This window comes from Alteriqipengyuania abyssalis (assembly GCF_019857185.1).
GTDB lineage: Bacteria > Pseudomonadota > Alphaproteobacteria > Sphingomonadales > Sphingomonadaceae > Alteriqipengyuania > Alteriqipengyuania abyssalis.
The window spans coordinates 322506-337199 of the sequence record NZ_JAHWXP010000001.1; the positions used below are offsets into that span (position 1 = coordinate 322506).

At 66.0% G+C, this 14694-nt stretch carries 25 protein-coding genes; 10 read left to right on the forward strand and 15 right to left on the reverse strand.

The window, feature by feature from the left end; genetic code table 11:
* Positions 1 to 24 precede the first annotated feature (24 nt).
* Positions 25 to 204, reverse strand: coding sequence for a hypothetical protein (locus tag KYN89_RS01555; RefSeq protein ID WP_010237325.1), 180 nt, complete (start codon positions 202 to 204; stop codon positions 25 to 27).
* Between the two features lie 122 nt (positions 205 to 326).
* Here KYN89_RS01555 and KYN89_RS01560 point away from each other — a divergent pair, with 122 nt between their 5' ends.
* The 5 genes from KYN89_RS01560 (at position 327) to KYN89_RS01580 (ending at position 3432) form a co-directional block, all read left to right on the forward strand.
* Positions 327 to 728 carry an acyl-CoA thioesterase gene (locus tag KYN89_RS01560; RefSeq protein WP_222823495.1) on the forward strand — a complete coding sequence of 134 codons (402 nt, stop codon included), beginning with the start codon at positions 327 to 329 and terminating at the stop codon, positions 726 to 728.
* Positions 729 to 821: 93 nt separating this feature from the next.
* Positions 822 to 1574, forward strand: coding sequence for a hypothetical protein (locus KYN89_RS01565; RefSeq protein ID WP_222823496.1), 753 nt, complete (start codon positions 822 to 824; stop codon positions 1572 to 1574).
* 23 nt (positions 1575 to 1597) lie between these two features.
* A complete protein-coding gene (locus KYN89_RS01570; protein WP_248284938.1) occupies positions 1598 to 2137 on the forward strand; it encodes a sterol desaturase family protein in 540 nt (179 codons plus the stop codon).
* A 2-nt stretch (positions 2138 to 2139) separates the two neighbouring features.
* Positions 2140 to 2508 carry a hypothetical protein gene (locus KYN89_RS01575; protein WP_222823497.1) on the forward strand — a complete coding sequence of 123 codons (369 nt, stop codon included), beginning with the start codon at positions 2140 to 2142 and terminating at the stop codon, positions 2506 to 2508.
* A gap of 135 nt (positions 2509 to 2643) precedes the next feature.
* Positions 2644 to 3432 (forward strand): hypothetical protein, encoded by a 789-nt coding sequence (locus tag KYN89_RS01580; protein WP_222823498.1) that lies wholly within the window; start codon positions 2644 to 2646, stop codon positions 3430 to 3432.
* 9 nt (positions 3433 to 3441) lie between these two features.
* On the opposite strand, the gene KYN89_RS01585 is transcribed toward KYN89_RS01580, so the two are convergent.
* From KYN89_RS01585 to KYN89_RS01640, 12 genes are read right to left on the reverse strand one after another with little or no spacing between them, the layout of a single operon-like run.
* Positions 3442 to 3921, reverse strand: coding sequence for a hypothetical protein (locus KYN89_RS01585; RefSeq protein WP_222823499.1), 480 nt, complete (start codon positions 3919 to 3921; stop codon positions 3442 to 3444).
* Positions 3918 to 4325, reverse strand: coding sequence for a SufE family protein (locus KYN89_RS01590; RefSeq protein ID WP_222823500.1), 408 nt, complete (start codon positions 4323 to 4325; stop codon positions 3918 to 3920). The genes KYN89_RS01585 and KYN89_RS01590 overlap by 4 nt, the downstream gene beginning before the upstream one ends.
* Before the next feature lie 48 nt (positions 4326 to 4373).
* Positions 4374 to 4550, reverse strand: a complete 177-nt coding sequence (locus KYN89_RS01595; protein ID WP_172807041.1) for a hypothetical protein — start codon at positions 4548 to 4550, stop codon at positions 4374 to 4376.
* Positions 4547 to 4780 carry a hypothetical protein gene (locus tag KYN89_RS01600; RefSeq protein ID WP_054524096.1) on the reverse strand — a complete coding sequence of 78 codons (234 nt, stop codon included), beginning with the start codon at positions 4778 to 4780 and terminating at the stop codon, positions 4547 to 4549. The genes KYN89_RS01595 and KYN89_RS01600 overlap by 4 nt, the downstream gene beginning before the upstream one ends.
* 57 nt (positions 4781 to 4837) lie before the next feature.
* Positions 4838 to 5134 (reverse strand): hypothetical protein, encoded by a 297-nt coding sequence (locus KYN89_RS01605; RefSeq protein ID WP_222823501.1) that lies wholly within the window; start codon positions 5132 to 5134, stop codon positions 4838 to 4840.
* Positions 5134 to 5439, reverse strand: coding sequence for a hypothetical protein (locus KYN89_RS01610; RefSeq protein ID WP_222823502.1), 306 nt, complete (start codon positions 5437 to 5439; stop codon positions 5134 to 5136). The genes KYN89_RS01605 and KYN89_RS01610 overlap by 1 nt, the downstream gene beginning before the upstream one ends.
* Entirely contained in the window at positions 5439 to 5780 is a 342-nt protein-coding gene (locus tag KYN89_RS01615; RefSeq protein ID WP_222823503.1) for a hypothetical protein, read from the reverse strand. Before KYN89_RS01615 ends, KYN89_RS01610 begins: the two co-directional genes overlap by 1 nt.
* Positions 5780 to 6091: a hypothetical protein gene (locus KYN89_RS01620; RefSeq protein ID WP_222823504.1), complete on the reverse strand. Its 312-nt coding sequence runs from the start codon at positions 6089 to 6091 to the stop codon at positions 5780 to 5782. Before KYN89_RS01620 ends, KYN89_RS01615 begins: the two co-directional genes overlap by 1 nt.
* Before the next feature lie 28 nt (positions 6092 to 6119).
* Complete coding sequence (gene pspC, locus KYN89_RS01625) at positions 6120 to 6503, reverse strand: envelope stress response membrane protein PspC (RefSeq protein WP_222823505.1); 384 nt, start codon at positions 6501 to 6503, stop codon at positions 6120 to 6122.
* Positions 6500 to 6820, reverse strand: coding sequence for an envelope stress response membrane protein PspB (pspB, locus tag KYN89_RS01630; RefSeq protein WP_222823506.1), 321 nt, complete (start codon positions 6818 to 6820; stop codon positions 6500 to 6502). The genes pspC and pspB overlap by 4 nt, the downstream gene beginning before the upstream one ends.
* 3 nt (positions 6821 to 6823) lie before the next feature.
* The gene (gene pspA, locus KYN89_RS01635; protein ID WP_222823507.1) at positions 6824 to 7711 is read right to left on the reverse strand and encodes a phage shock protein PspA; all 888 of its coding nucleotides are present in this window, start codon (positions 7709 to 7711) and stop codon (positions 6824 to 6826) included.
* On the reverse strand, positions 7708 to 7860 hold the full coding sequence (locus tag KYN89_RS01640) for a hypothetical protein (RefSeq protein WP_222823508.1): 153 nt from the start codon (positions 7858 to 7860) through the stop codon (positions 7708 to 7710). Before KYN89_RS01640 ends, pspA begins: the two co-directional genes overlap by 4 nt.
* A gap of 164 nt (positions 7861 to 8024) precedes the next feature.
* Between KYN89_RS01640 and pspF the strand changes: the two genes are divergently transcribed.
* The 5 genes from pspF to KYN89_RS01665 all read left to right on the forward strand — a co-directional run bounded on the left by pspF (position 8025) and on the right by KYN89_RS01665 (position 13156).
* Complete coding sequence (pspF, locus tag KYN89_RS01645) at positions 8025 to 9053, forward strand: phage shock protein operon transcriptional activator (protein WP_222823509.1); 1029 nt, start codon at positions 8025 to 8027, stop codon at positions 9051 to 9053.
* Between the two features lie 148 nt (positions 9054 to 9201).
* Positions 9202 to 10665 (forward strand): IMP dehydrogenase, encoded by a 1464-nt coding sequence (guaB, locus tag KYN89_RS01650; RefSeq protein WP_222823510.1) that lies wholly within the window; start codon positions 9202 to 9204, stop codon positions 10663 to 10665.
* Positions 10666 to 10671: 6 nt separating this feature from the next.
* Entirely contained in the window at positions 10672 to 11190 is a 519-nt protein-coding gene (locus KYN89_RS01655) for a DUF6653 family protein (RefSeq protein WP_222823511.1), read from the forward strand.
* 179 nt (positions 11191 to 11369) lie between these two features.
* Entirely contained in the window at positions 11370 to 12560 is a 1191-nt protein-coding gene (locus tag KYN89_RS01660) for an RsmB/NOP family class I SAM-dependent RNA methyltransferase (RefSeq protein WP_222823512.1), read from the forward strand.
* Positions 12561 to 12622: 62 nt separating this feature from the next.
* Positions 12623 to 13156 (forward strand): tetratricopeptide repeat protein, encoded by a 534-nt coding sequence (locus KYN89_RS01665; RefSeq protein WP_248284939.1) that lies wholly within the window; start codon positions 12623 to 12625, stop codon positions 13154 to 13156.
* A gap of 53 nt (positions 13157 to 13209) precedes the next feature.
* On the opposite strand, the gene KYN89_RS01670 is transcribed toward KYN89_RS01665, so the two are convergent.
* A complete protein-coding gene (locus tag KYN89_RS01670) occupies positions 13210 to 13707 on the reverse strand; it encodes an RNA pyrophosphohydrolase (RefSeq protein ID WP_197636079.1) in 498 nt (165 codons plus the stop codon).
* Positions 13704 to 14675: an alpha/beta hydrolase gene (locus KYN89_RS01675; RefSeq protein ID WP_222823514.1), complete on the reverse strand. Its 972-nt coding sequence runs from the start codon at positions 14673 to 14675 to the stop codon at positions 13704 to 13706. The genes KYN89_RS01670 and KYN89_RS01675 overlap by 4 nt, the downstream gene beginning before the upstream one ends.
* Positions 14676 to 14694: the final 19 nt, after the last annotated feature.

The following is a 14694-nucleotide window of genomic DNA, read 5'->3' on the forward strand; positions in this document are numbered from 1 at the left end:
CAGTTTCTGGCAAATTGCGTTGGATCAGTCTGTCTGCGGATCTTCGCCCGAGGGGATCGGCGGCAGCTGCTTGGGTTCTGCCTCTCCATCGCCCGATTTGCGGCGCTTGCCCGCGTAAAGCAGGGCGGCGGCGATGGCGGCGGATCCGATGGCGGCACCGGTCGCGATGGCGACGCCGGTCAGGCTCTTGTTGCTCTTGCTCATGCCTGTCCTAGTGCATGGGCCGCCAAATCGTTGCAAGCCGCACGGGGGCGGGGCGGAAAAAATCCTGCCGAAAGTGCGCGTCGGTCATGGTAATGTAAGACCTTAAGGGCTAACTTACAGTCATGTCAGCAAAGCCATATGCTCATCCTATCGATATCCAGCCCGCCGATATCGACTTCATGGGGCACGTGAACAACGCGCGCTACCTCGGCTGGGTGCAGGACGCCGTGCTGGCGCACTGGCGCAAATTCGCGCCTGCGGAGGCCGTGGCGGAACGTGCGTGGGTCGCGCTCAAGCACGAGATTACCTATCGCAAGCCCGCCTTCCTCGAAGACGACGTGATCGCGCGCACCGTGCTGGAAAGCACGCGCGGCGCCCGCGCATTCTACCACACCGTGATCGAACGCGGCGGCGAAGTGCTGGCCGAGGTCAAGTCCAGCTGGTGCTGCATCGACGCCAAGAGCCTGCGCCCCGCACGCATCGGCGAAGAGATCGCCCGCCACTTTTTCCCAGCTCAGGAATAGGTTGTAGCCGGGGGGAGCATGATGCGGTTCGTTTTCGCGGCTGTGCTTCTTTTCGCAGCGACACTCTCACCGCTTGCCGCTCAAGAGCCCGCGATGCCGGGCGTTTCGGATGCCGAACGCGCGGCGCTGCAAGGCGCTCTTACTCGCGGGCTCACGCTGTACCAGTATGATCAGGCGGCGTGGCACACGACCGACGCGATGCTGGAAGACGTGCCCGAAGATCGGCTCCGCACGATCGGCGGGTGGATCGTCGAGCCGGTCGGGGGCGATCTGCGCGTCATCTATTGGCGACAGGACGCGGATGCGTTCTTCCCGGTCTATTCGGCCGATTATTCCGCAGATGGCGTGTCTGCGCGCACGCTTCACCCCGACGATGCGCCTGCACTCGGCCCGGCGCAGTCCGCGCTTGTGAAGGCGCGCCAGATTGCATTGCCCACGGGCGTCGCCCGGTGCAGCGCCAAGCCTTTCAACTCGGTGGTGATGCCCACCGGGAAGGGTGACGGCAGCGTCTATGTCTACTGGCTGACCCCGCAGGAAACGCTCTCCGCCATGCCGCTGGGTGGCCATTACCGCTACGAGGTTCGCGGCGGTGAAGTGGTGGACCAGCGCGCATTCTCGAAAAGCTGCATCGATCTGCCGACGGCGCAGGGCGGCGCTGACGGGAAGACGCCCGCAGCTGTGGGGATCGTCCACATTCTCGACCCCGTGCCGACCGAGATTCACGTGTTTTCAGTGTTCGCTGGCGGTCTGCCGATCTTCGTGAGCACGATCGAACCCAAGCGCACCTGGGCGGTGGAAGTCAGCGGCGGACAGCCGCGCGCTCGGTTGATCGATCCGGAGGAGTGAGCCTCGCGCTCGCATTTCGATAAATGCTGGACTACATCGGTCCCATGCAGGTGCTGATCCCCATCGCAATCGTCATCGCGACCATCGCCTTCATGGAATGGGTCGCGTGGGCGAGCCACAAGTACATCATGCATGGCTGGGGCTGGGGCTGGCATCGCGACCATCACGAGCCGCATGATAACCGCTTCGAGAAGAACGATCTTTATGGCGTGGTCGGCGCTGCGATGAGCATTTCGATGTTCATGCTCGGCTCTCCGCTGGTTGCAGGCGATTATGCCTGGCCGCCCGCGACGTGGATCGGGCTCGGCATCCTTGGCTACGGGATCATCTACACGCTGGTCCACGACGGGCTCGTCCACCAGCGGTACTTCAAATACGTGCCCAAGCGCGGCTACGCCAAGCGGCTGGTGCAGGCGCACAAGCTGCACCACGCGACAATCGGCAAGGAGGGCGGGGTGAGCTTCGGCTTCGTCTGGCCGCAGGACCCGGCCAAGCTGAAGGCGGAACTCAAACGCCAGCGTGAAGCGGGCGAGGCCGTGGTGCGCGAGAGCGCTGGGGCTTAGGGATGCTGGCTTTTGTTCTTTCGCTCGCCCTCGCATTCGGAACTGCGGGGACTGACGGTCAGGAGGCTGAATCGCCCCCGTCCCTCGATTGTAGCTATGGTGGGTTCGAACGCGAGTTCGGTGGGACGCAGTGGACCGTTTTTGGGTGCAGCGACCGCAAAACCATCGTCATTTTCACGTCGAAGGGTAATCCGGCCGGACCGTTCTATTTTATCCGCTATCCCAAGGACGACACTTTTGGCCTGGCGGGCGAGGGTAATGGCGACAGGGCATATACCAGCGCGGCGTTCGAGCAGCTCAAAGCGATGAGCAATGCCGATTGGTCTGAGCTTCTGGCCGAACTCAACTCAGCCCCGAAGGTCGAAAGATAAAGCGTGCCGGTGGTGCGTGAGAGCGCCGGAGCCTAAGCCTTCACGCACAGCTGCGCGCTTGCCCCGCCCGCGCAGGAAACCTATTCAGCCGCCTTAGGCCTGCGACTTTCGCCCGACTCATTCCCCCGAGGCCCGTTGCCCCAAGCACAGTCCCTTCGCGATCACTCGCTGTTCGAGCCCTTGCGCAGCGAGCGCGGGCGGCGGGTGGTCGGGCTTATCGCCGCGCTGCTGATCGAGGCGATCCTGCTGATCGTCCTGCTTACCCTGAACATTCACGACGAGCCGGATGCGGCGCCGGGCAGCCTCACCGTGGTCGACCTGAAGGCGCAGGACGATTCCCCGGATGAGAGCGAGCAGGCCGAGCAGGAGCCGAGCGAGAGCGCCCCGCAGTTCGAGCAGCGCGCCGAGCCTTCGGATCCGCAAATCGAGCGCCCGGAGGCGGTGCAGCCCGATGTCGTGCCGACGACCCAGCCGGTGCCGCAGCCCGTCATTCCAACGCCGTTCCAATTGCCTTCCCGCCAGGCCCCCCCGCGCCCGGCGCAGCCCGCTGCGCCCAAGCAGGTGTATGGGCCGGTCGACTCCGGCTCGCGGTCGGGCGGCTCGGATTCCGAAGTGGTCGGCACCGCGCCCGATGGGCAACCGCTCTACGCAGCGCGCTGGTATCGCGAGCCGGACGATAGCGAGCTGGCGGGCTATCTCTCCACCGCATCCGGCCCGGGCTGGGGTCTGATCGCGTGCAAGACCGCACCCGAATTTCGCGTGATCGACTGCGTACCGCTCAGCGAATATCCGCAAGGATCGATGATCAACCGCGCCGTCCTGGCCGCCGCATGGCAGTTCCGGGTGCGCCCGCCACGGCGCGGCGGCAAGTCGCTGGTCGGCAGCTGGGTGCGTATCCGGATCGACTATACCGATCGGCGCTGAGCCGGCGCGCTAGCCTTCCGCCAGCGGGTCGAGCGGCTCTTCCGGCGGCGGCTCGGGGGCAACCGGCACATTCGATTCGATGAAGCTGAGCGCGGTCTGGTCCGCACCTTCACCGCTGCGGGTGATCCCTACGCCCAGCACCTTGCCCGGCCGCGTCGGGTCGCGGCCTTCCAGCATGATGGTCGCGCTTTCCTCGCCGCCCCTTTGCGAGACTTCGCTCCAGCCGAGCCGTTCTAGTTCGCTTTCGTAGAACTCGGCGATTTCCTGCTGGCTCGCGTCGGAGGCAATAGTGACGGTCAGCCCCTGCTGGAAACTGTTGAGGACGCGCGCGTCGGGGAACAGCCTTAAGCCGAAGGGCAATTGCTGCGCGGTTTCGGCGGCGGACCCCTCGCCCGAACCGCCGCCGGGGGAGGGGGAGTAGCCATCCTGCCCCGAGCCGCACGCGGTTAGCGCGAGGGCCCCGGCAATGGCGAACAGCATGCGGGTCATTGCGCGGCGATCCTTTGTGCGTGTTCCTGCACCAGCGCGATCATGTTGGGCACGCCTTGCGTCCGGTTGCTGGAGAGCTGGTTCTTGAGATCGAAGGGTTCGAGCGCGGCGGTCACGTCCATCTGCGCAACTTCGACGGCCGGGCGGTCCTGCACGGCGGCGATCACCAGCGCGACGATGCCCTTGGTGATCGCGGCGTTGCTGTCCGCCAGAAAATGCAGCTTGTCGCCTTCCCCGGTGGGATAGACCCATACCGCCGCCGAACAGCCCCGCACCAGCGTGGCGTCGGTCTTGAGCGCGTCGGGCATCTCTTCCAGATCGCGGCCCAGCTCGATCAGCAGACGATAGCGTTCGTCCCCTTCGAGAAATTCGTATTCTTCGCGGATGTCGTCGAGGCTGCGCATGGGGGCGATGTAGCAGCAAAGATTGGCCCCTCAAGGGGAGAGGGCGTTCTAGCCCGAAATCCCGCCTGGCCGGGTGAGCGCGTAGTAGATCACGTAGAACCAGCTGAGAAAGCCGTGGATGATCGCCCATACGATCGACTTGTGGAGCGACCACGAGATTGCGACCGCGATCGCGCTGCCGAGGCCGATGCCGGCCTGTGCGGCCTGGCTTTTCGCGCCGCTCACAGGTCCATACCGTTCGCGATGGCTTCCAGCTTGCGGATGCGTTCGCGCAGGTCGGCGAGCGCGATGCGGCCCGCGCCGCGCGTCTCCTCGCCCGCGCCGTGTCCGGCGGCGATCGCGTCCAGCTCGCGGCGCTTGAGCGCCAGCCAGCCTTCCCATGCCCGCAGCAGCGCGGCAGCGACCAGCCCGAGGCCGAGAAGCGAGGTGGCGGCAATGACGAGTGTCGGCTCCATAACTTCAATCCTCCTGTCGTGCTCTCGTTGGGGCGCCCGGTAAAATCAGGGGCGGCGTCAGTCCTGGTTGTCGCGCAGCGCGTCGATCTCGGCGGAAATCCGCTCCCGCTCGCGCGCGGTGCTGGTGTTCTTGTCGTAGGCAATGCGTTCGAGCACCGCGATCCGCTCCTTCAGCGCGGAAATCTCGCGCTGGGCCTCCTCGTCGGCCTGCGGCGACGGGTCGGGCCGGTGGGTGATCGACTGGTTGCCCATCATGTCCTCCGTAATGCCGTTCTGCGCATTGCTGCGCGATCGAAGGACACTGGCGACCGCACCGATCAGCACGATCAAAACGACGGCGCTCCAGAAACTCATCAGTTGGTCTCCTGCTTCTCGCGCAGCGTCTCGATCTCGTGGGTCAGGTGATAGCCGCTGTCGGTCACGATCCGCTCGACATTGCCGAGCCGGTCCTTGATCGATCCCAGTTCGGCGCGCAGCTGGGCGTTTTCCTGCGTCAGCAGCTTCACGCGCTCTTCGCTGTCCTTGGGATAGACCGCCTTGCCCCAGCTGTTTTCGAGCGGGTAGCCGTGCTTGATCCGCATCCAGGTGGTGAGAACCCAGCCCGCGACACCGGCGAGGCCGACGATCGCGATGACTTCCGAAGTCATTTCAAAAGGCATCACACGCGCTCCTTCTTGCCGGTGTTCAGCGGTACGCCGCTGCTGTCGTCGTGGCGCAGGGCCTCGATCTCGTCGGACAGCGAATAGCCGCGGTCGGTCACGATGCGTTCGAGCACCTTGAGGCGGTCCTCGTGCGCATTGAGCCGCTCGACCAGCTTGGCGTTTTCGTCGCGCAGTCCGTCCAGTTCGGCGGACCTGTCCGCGCGGGAGGTCTTGCCGCCCCATTCGTCTTCCAGATCGTAGCCGTGCTTGGCGCGGATCCAGTTGTTGATCAGCCAACCACCGGTGGTCAGCGCGATGATGGCGACGATCATGCCCGGGCCGCTGAGGAAATCACCCATCACGCACGCTCCCGCGAACCGGAGGTCAGCGGCACGCCGCTGTCGCGATCCTCGACCGAGCGGCTGTCACGCAGGGCTTCGATCTGGGTGGCGACGTCGTAGCCGCGATCGGTCACGATCCGTTCGAGCACCTGGACCCGGTCTTCGAGCCGCTGGATCTGGGTGGCGTATTGCGCGGCCTTTTCGGCGCTGGCGCTGGCAGTCGTCTCGATCTGCATCTCGGCCAGCTTCTGCTGGTGCTTGGTCCAGATCGCGACGATTGGGATCGAGAGGGCAATGATCGGGATCAAGAGGGCTAGCATGCCTTCCATCGGTATTTCTCCCCTAAGTCGTTTCGCGTCAGCGCAGGCGCTCGATCTCGGCGTCGAGGCGCGGGTTGGAGCTCACATAGTGCTCCTCCACATTCGCCAGGCGACGGTCGATCTCGCGCAGCTTGCCGCGGATTTCGCGGGCCGTGCGCTTCGGATTGGCGCGCACGCCCTGCCAGTATTTCTGCTCCTGCCGGTCGGCGGTGTAGAACTGCTCGGGCTTGTGGTTCAGCAGCAGGCCCATGATGAGGTAGGCGGGCAGGGTGACCGGGGCGGCACCGGCGATGGTCGAAACCGCCCAGGCGAGCCGCCACCACAGCGCATCGATCCCGGTATAGTCGGCGAGCCCTGCGCAGACGCCCATCAGCTTGGCGTTCTGCTTGTCCTTGTAGAGCGTGGTGCGGGACGTGTTCATGCGCGGGTCTCCCTGTGTTCGGCGCGCTTGCGGGCGAGCAGCGCTTCCAGTTCGTCGAGTTCCTCGTTGTCGGCCTGGTTGTCGGCGATCAGGCGGGCGGGCTTGAAGTCGGCGTGGTCGTGGGCGACCAGTCGCTCGACCGTGTCCATCCGGTCGTCGAGCCGCTTGGTGAGCGCGTAGAGCTCTTCCAGCAGGGCCTCGTCATCGGTGGTGATGCCGCCTCCGGCGGTCTTCCACTTGGTGATGTAGTGAAGGATCAGCCACGGCAGGCCGACCATGATCGCGACCACAGCGAATGGAATTAGAATTTCGTCCATGGCTCAATTCCCCTTCGTCGCGTCGTCGGTTCCCTTGCCGAGCGCGCGTTTCATTTCTTCCAGTTCCTCGTCGACCTTGTCCGATCCTGCGAGGGCGGCGATTTCGTCGGACAGCGACAGCTTGCCGCTCTCGCTTTCCATCTTGAGCTGGTCGGCGCGGCCTTCCGCGTAATCGACCCGGCGTTCGAGCGCGTCGAAGCGGGTCAGCGCCTCGTCGACCCGCTCGGTCGTCATCAGGCTGCGCAGCTTGACGCGGTTCTCCGCGCTTTCGAGCCGGGCGGCGATCTGCGTCTGGCGGCTGCGCGCTTCGCGCAGGCGGCTCTGCAGCTTGTGAATGTCTTCCTCGTAGGCGCGCAGCGAGTCGTCGAGGACGCTGATTTCCGCCTTGAGCTGCTCGCTCATGTCGGCGGCCTTCTTCTTCTCGACCAGCGCGGCGCGGGCCAGGTCTTCGCGATCCTTGCTCAGCGCCAGCTGCGCCTTCTCGCCCCAGTCGGCCTGCAGCTTGTCCAGCTTGACCGTGTGGCGGTGCATTTCCTTCTGGTCGGCGATCGTGCGCGCGGCACTGGCGCGCACTTCGACCAGGGTTTCCTCCATTTCGAGGATGATCATCCGGATCATCTTCGACGGATCGTCTGCCTTATCCAGCATTTCGTTGAAATTGGCCGCGATGATGTCGCGGGTGCGGCTGAAGATGCCCATGAAGGGTGCTCCGTATGAGATGAAGGTGTTGAGCTTCTCGTTGACCTTGTCCGGGTTTGTCCAGTCGGCAGCGCGTTCGGCGCTCGACCGGCCGCTCTGCGTGGGGGTCGGGCTGCGGCGCAGCTGCTCCACCTCGGTGTCGAGGCGCGAGAGGCGGCGGTCGCGGCCGGGGGGATCGGTATGGTCGGTCATGCGATTTCCACCACCTGTACCATATACCCGCTGCCTACGTGCGGCGCATCGTTGGACTGCGGATTCAGCAGGACGAGCGCCCCGATGCCGAGGATGGTGACCAGCACGGCCTTGCCGATGTGGCGCTGCGATTGGGTCTGGTCGGGCATGTCAGTGGCCTCCTGCCGGGCTGGTTTCGATCTGTTGCCCTATACTTTGCAACCGGCGTGCCAAGTTTGGAAAAGCGCGGTTTTCCGCCGATCTCGCAAAATTCGACGAACAGCATGTTGGGAATAATTGCCAAGGCTTGGGCTGTGGCACTATATTGCGGCGTATGGAGCGGGAGAACCAGTTCGTCGGGCAATCGCTCGCCTTCCTCGATGCGGTCGAGCGGACCAGCCGCGCGGCCGCGCTGCAGCGCCCGGTGCTGGTCATCGGCGAACGCGGCACGGGCAAGGAACTGATTGCCGAGCGTCTTCACCGCCTGTCCCCGCGCTGGGGCGAGCCGCTGATTACCATGAACTGCGCCGCGCTGCCTGAAACGCTGATCGAGGCCGAGCTGTTCGGCCACGAAGCGGGCGCCTTCACCGGCGCGACCCGCGCGCGCGAGGGCCGGTTCGAGGAGGCCGACGGCGGCACACTGTTCCTCGACGAACTCGCGACGCTTTCCATGGCCGCGCAGGAGCGGCTGCTGCGCGCGGTCGAATATGGTGAGGTCACCCGGATCGGCTCCAGCCGCCCGATCAGGGTCGACTGCCGGATCGTCGCCGCAACCAACGAGGATCTGCCCGCAAAAGCCGAGCGGGGCGAGTTTCGCGCCGACCTGCTCGATCGCCTCAGCTTCGAGGTCATCACCCTGCCACCGCTCCGCGCGCGCGAGGGCGATGTGCTGGTGCTGGCCGACTATTTCGGGCGGCGCATGGCGGCCGAGCTGGGATGGGACGCGTGGCCGGGCTATGCCGAACATGTCCAGACAGAGCTGGAGGAATATGCCTGGCCCGGCAATGTGCGCGAACTGCGCAACGTGGTCGAACGCGCGATCTATCGCTGGGACGATCCCGAACGGCCGGTCGCGCATATCGTGTACGATCCGTTCGAGAGCCCGTGGAAGCCTGCCGCCACGCCCGCACCCGCCCGCCGCGAGGATGGTGCCGCGGCCGCGCCGCAACCCGTGCAGCGCCTCGATTTCGACGACATTGCGGACCTGCGCGCCGCGGTCGACAGCCACGAACGCGCGATCGTGGAGCATGCGCTGGGCAAGCATCGCTGGAACCAGCGGCAGACCGCCAAGGCGCTGGGCCTCAGCTACGATCAGTTGCGCCATTGCATCAAGAAGCACGGGTTGATGGAAGAGGGCGGCTGATAGTTGCTCTGCGCCCACTGGCGGATTGCCGACAGGCTCGCTAAGGGCCGCCTGCAAGACAGTGGTTCGAACCTCCCGCGATTCTCCGAGTCGCCCGCCATAGGCCGGGGCTCGAAATCGCAGACCAGCTTGCGAAAGGTGCCCCCCCGTGGCCTTCAAGGAAATCCCCCTCGCCCTGACCTTCGACGACGTGCTGCTGCGCCCCGCCGCGAGCGAGGTGCTGCCCAGCATGGCCGACACCCGCACGCAGCTGACGCGCGAGATCGCGCTCAACATCCCGGTCATCTCCTCCGCGATGGACACCGTAACCGAGGCGGACATGGCGATCGCGATGGCGCAGCTGGGCGGGATGGGCGTGCTCCACCGCAATCTCGATATCGAGGAACAGGTCGCTGCGGTGCGCGCGGTCAAGCGGTTCGAAAGCGGGATGGTGGTCAACCCGATCACGATCCATCCCGACGCGACCCTGGGCGAAGCGCAGACGATCATGAGCGCCAACCGGATCAGCGGCATCCCGGTGACCGATCGCGGCGGCAAGCTGGTCGGCATCCTGACCAACCGCGACGTGCGCTTCGCGGAAAACCCCGCGCAGCCGATCCGCGAACTGATGACGACCGACAACCTCGCCACCGTGCCGCTGGGCACCGGACAGGAAGAGGCGCGGCGCACGCTGCACCAGCGGCGGATCGAGAAGCTGATCGTGGTCGACGACGAATATCGCTGCATCGGCCTGATCACGGTCAAGGACATCGAAAAGGCGGTAACCTATCCCAACGCGACCAAGGACGCGGCGGGCCGCCTGCGTGTCGCGGCGGCGACCACCACCGGCGACAAGGGTTTCGAGCGGTCGCAGGCGCTGGTCGATGCGGAAGTCGACGTCATCATCATCGACACCGCGCACGGCCATAACCGCGACGTGCTGAAGGCGGTGGAACGGGCCAAGACGCTGAGCAATTCGGTCCAGGTCATCGCCGGAAACGTTGCCACTGCCGAGGCGACGCGCGCGCTGATCGATGCGGGCGCGGATGCGGTGAAGGTCGGCATCGGGCCGGGTTCGATCTGCACCACGCGCGTCGTCGCGGGCGTGGGCGTGCCGCAGCTGACCGCGATCATGGATGCCGCCGAGGAAGCGGAGAAATCGGGCATTCCGGTGATCGGCGACGGCGGCCTGCGCACCAGCGGCGATGCGGCCAAGGCGCTTGCGGCGGGGGCGAGCTGCGTAATGGTCGGCTCGATGCTGGCGGGCACCGAAGAGGCGCCGGGCGAAACCTTCATCTACCAGGGTCGCAGCTTCAAGAGCTATCGCGGCATGGGCTCGGTCAGCGCGATGGCGCGCGGCAGTGCCGACCGCTATTTCCAGCAGGACGTCTCCGCGATGAAGCTGGTGCCCGAAGGGATCGAGGGGCAGGTGCCGTTCAAGGGCCCGGTCAGCGCGGTGATTCACCAGCTGGTCGGCGGGATCAAGGCGGCGATGGGCTATACCGGCAGCCGCACGATCGAGGAGCTGCGCAAGGGTGCCCAGTTCGTCCAGATCACCAATGCCGGCCTGACCGAAAGCCATGTCCACGACGTCGCGATCACCCGCGAGGCACCGAACTACCCGACGCGATAAGGGGCGATGGCCATCGAAAAGCATGTCGCCGACGCCTTTCGCCTCGACGAGGAAGGCTGGGCGCGTCATGCCAATCCCTGGAGCGCGTGGTCGCGCTTCGCGACCGGGATACCGATGCCCATCGTCGCGATCTGGAGCCGGGAGTGGATCGGTTGGTGGGCCGTGCTCGCCTTTGTAGCCGTAGCGCTTTGGCTGTGGCTCAATCCGCGCCTTTTCCCACCAGTCGATGACGATCGCGGCTGGATGTCGCGCGGCGTTTTCGGAGAGCGCGCCCTGGTCGAGCATCGTGACCTGGCGAATGATCTCATTTCGATCCGGCGCGCCAATGGCTTCAATATCGTCGCGGGCCTCGGTCTAATCCCGATGGCCTACGGTCTGTGGACGCTCGACCCGGTCGCCACCATCGCAGGTGCGAGCATCAGCGTGGCTGGGAAGATGTTCTTCATCGGAGAGATGGTGCGATTGTACGATCGGCTGAAGGTCGCGCACCCCGAACTGGCCTATCGGGGCTGGGAGCGATCCTAATCCCGTTTTTGGCGAGGCAAGTTGCGCTTTCCTAAAGACACTCAAGCGTGCCATGGACGGCGCATGAGCCTGGTCCATCCCTTCGCCCGCCACACCGTCTTTTCACCTTTCTCCGGGCAGCCAGATATTTCTCCTCTGGACACTGTGTCAGGTGTGTCAGGGCAACGGGAAACCGGGCGATGACGCCCGCTGCACGCGTAAAAGCGGCAATCGACATCCTCGACAAGGTGATCGACGCGGCGAAGGGGCAGGGCGCTCCGGCCGATCGCATCGTCGCCGACTGGGCCAAGGCCAACCGTTATGCCGGATCGAAGGACCGCCGCGCTGTGCGCGAGCTGGTCTATGACGCGATCCGCCATTGCGGCCCGGTGCCCGAAAGCGGGCGCGCAGCGATGCTCGCGCTGGCGAATCGGGACATGGCGATCTCCGCACTGTTCGACGGGTCGCAATATGGCCCCGCAGCGATCCAGCCCGAGGAGCCTGTGGCCAAGAGCGGGTTCGCACCTGCCTGGCTGGCCAAGCGCCTCTCCGCCTCGGATGTGAAAGGCGCGGAAGGGGCCGCGCTGATGGGCCGGGCCCCGCTGGACGTGCGGGTCAATACGCTCAAGGCGGATCGCGCGTCGATCGACCTGCCCGAGCCGGGCGAGCCGCTCGTCGCGCCGCACGCGCTCAGGTTCGAGGCTGGCACGCAGATCGAGCAGTGGCCCGCCTACCGCGAAGGGCGGATCGAGGTGCAGGACCATGGCAGCCAGATCGCCTGCCTCGCGGCAGAGCCGCGCGCGGGCGAGACGGTGATCGATCTGTGCGCAGGCGCGGGCGGCAAGACGCTGGCGCTCGCCGCGGCGATGGAGAACCGCGGGCGGCTGATCGCGTCGGACACGGACAAGCGCCGCCTCTCGCAGCTAGGCCCCCGGGCCGAACGTGCCGGGGCGACCAATGTGGAACAGCGCCTGCTCGATCCGGGCAGGGAGATGGAGGCGCTGGGCGATCTGGCGGGGCAGGCCGACTGCGTGCTGATCGACGCGCCATGCTCTGGAACCGGCACCTGGCGGCGCAAGCCCGAGGCCAAGTGGCGGCTGACGCCCGACCGGCTGGCGCGCTTCTCCGCGACGCAGGACGCGCTGCTGGCGCTGGGGGCAAAGCTGGTGAAGCCGGGCGGGCGGCTGGTGTTCATCACCTGCTCGCTGCTCGACGAAGAGGGTGCGGATCGATTCGCGCACTTTCTGGATAGCCACGATGGCTGGCGTGCGGACCTCCCGCCGCTGCCTCTGGGGAGGCCGCGCGGGGGCGAGAATGCGCAGGGAATCCGCCTGTCCCCGTTCCACGACGGCACGGACGGATTTTTCGTCGCAAGGGGCCGTTTGCCGTGATAGCGTGCGGTTCTATGGACGAACCGTCGCCCACTTTTCCGGCATCCCTGAAGGAGACCGCCATGCGTTTCGCACCCGCCGCCGCCGCCCTTTCGCTGCTGGTCGCGGTGACCGCGAGTGTCGGCTCGGCCAAAGAGGCTCAGGTCGATCCGCGTGCGGGCATGCTGATCGCTCAGGCGCAGACCGCGCTGGAAGACGGCCAGCCGCAGCGCGCGGTCGATCTGCTGGAGGCGGCCTTCGCGGTCGATCCGCAATACACCCCAATCCTGCTCTCGCTGGCCGAGGCCGCGCGCCGTGAAGGGCTGCAGGGCAAGGCCATCCGCTATTACCGCGAAGCGCTGACCCGCGATCCGGGCAACTACGCCGCGATCGCGGGCGAGGGTGCGGCGATGGTGGAAAAGGGCGCGATCGAGCGGGCGCAGCGCAATCTCGCGCAGCTCGAATCGCTGTGCGGCGGCAGCTGCCCCGAAACCCGCGCGCTCGCCACCGCGATTGCGCAGGGCCCGCGCAACAGCAAGGTGCTGACTGCCGAAGCGGTGATGCCCGATGCGGTGGTGACGCAGAACCTCGCCAAGCCGGACGGCGGCGCGCGGTAGGCTGTTGTAGGGCTCGGACTTCCCGACCCGCCAAGGCGGAGCGGGAAGAGCCTTCAGATCAGATCGGCGAACTCGGTCACGATGGCGCGGTAGACGCGTTTCTTGAAGGGCACGATCAGGTCGGGCAGCGTGGATGCAGGAACCCAGCGGAACTCGCAGAATTCCGGGGTTTCGTGCGCTTCCAGATCGACGTCGTCGTCGGTCCCTTCGAACCGGGCGAGGAACCAGTGCTGCTCCTGCCCGCGATAGAGGCCGCCCCACAGCTTGCCGATCAGCTCGTCCGGCAGGTCGTAACGCAGCGGTTCGCGGGTCTGGCCGATGATCGCGATCTTCTCCGCGATGACGCCAGTCTCTTCCCACAGCTCGCGCAATGCGGCTTCGCGCAGGTCTTCACCCTCGTCGACGCCGCCTTGCGGCATCTGCCAGAAGTCGCCTTCCTTGGTGTCGATCCGCCGGCCGACGAACGCCTCGCCCGCCGAATTGACCAGCATCACCCCCACGCAGGGGCGATAGCCGAGTTCGCTGGTGTCGCGGTCCTGGATCATGGTCATTTGCGTCGTTCCAATGCTGCACCTACCGCGTCGATAAAGGCCTCCACGTCGGCCTGGCCGCTGGGGATTGCCTTCCTCATGGTGAAGAATCCGTGGATGATACCGGGAAACTCCAGATAGGTAACTTCGGTCCCATCTTTCACTATAGACGCTGCATAGCGGCGACCGGAATCGCGCAGCGGATCGAGGCCGGCGGTGCACAGCACGGTTGCCGGGGCGCCGCTGCAGTCGCCCAGCATCGGCAGGTTGCGCGGGCTGCCGAGATCGGCGGCGTAGCACTTGGTGAACCAGGCCATGGTCGCGCCGGTGAGGAAGTAACCGTCGTTGAACTCGCGGAAGCTGTCGTGCTTGCCCGCCTCGTCCGCGACCGGATAGATCGGCGCCTGGACCAGCACGGGCACATCCGCAGGCTTGTCGCGCAGCGCGTTGGTGGTGACGATCGTCAGATTGCCGCCCGCACTGTCGCCGGTGATGACCAGCCCGGTGATCTCGCGGTCGAGCTCTTCGGGCGAAGCGGCCAGCCAGCGCGCCGCGGCCTCGCAGTCGTCGGGCGCGGCGGGGAAGGGGTGTTCGGGCGCCAGCCGATAATCCACCGAGAGCACCGGCAGGTCGAGCCGTGCGGCAAATTCGGTGCACAGCGCGTGGTAGACCTCCAGATCGCCGATCACAAAGCCGCCGCCGTGCAGGAACAGCACCGCCGGACCTGCCTCGCGCGACTCGCGAACATCGTAGAACCGGCAGGGGATATCGCCTGCCGGCCCAGGGACCTTGACGTCCTTCACCACCGCCATCTCGCGCGGCGGGGCTTCACCGATCTGCGCCATCATGCGCATCCCCTCGCGCCCGTCGACCGGGCCCGCTTCCTCTACCGGGGGGCGGTTCATCGCCTTTAGCATGTCGAGCAGGCCGCGCACATCGGCGCGTACGAAGGGTTCGGTCGCAGCGTTGGGGGCGGGGGCGTCTGCCATTGCGATGTCGTTCCTCAAA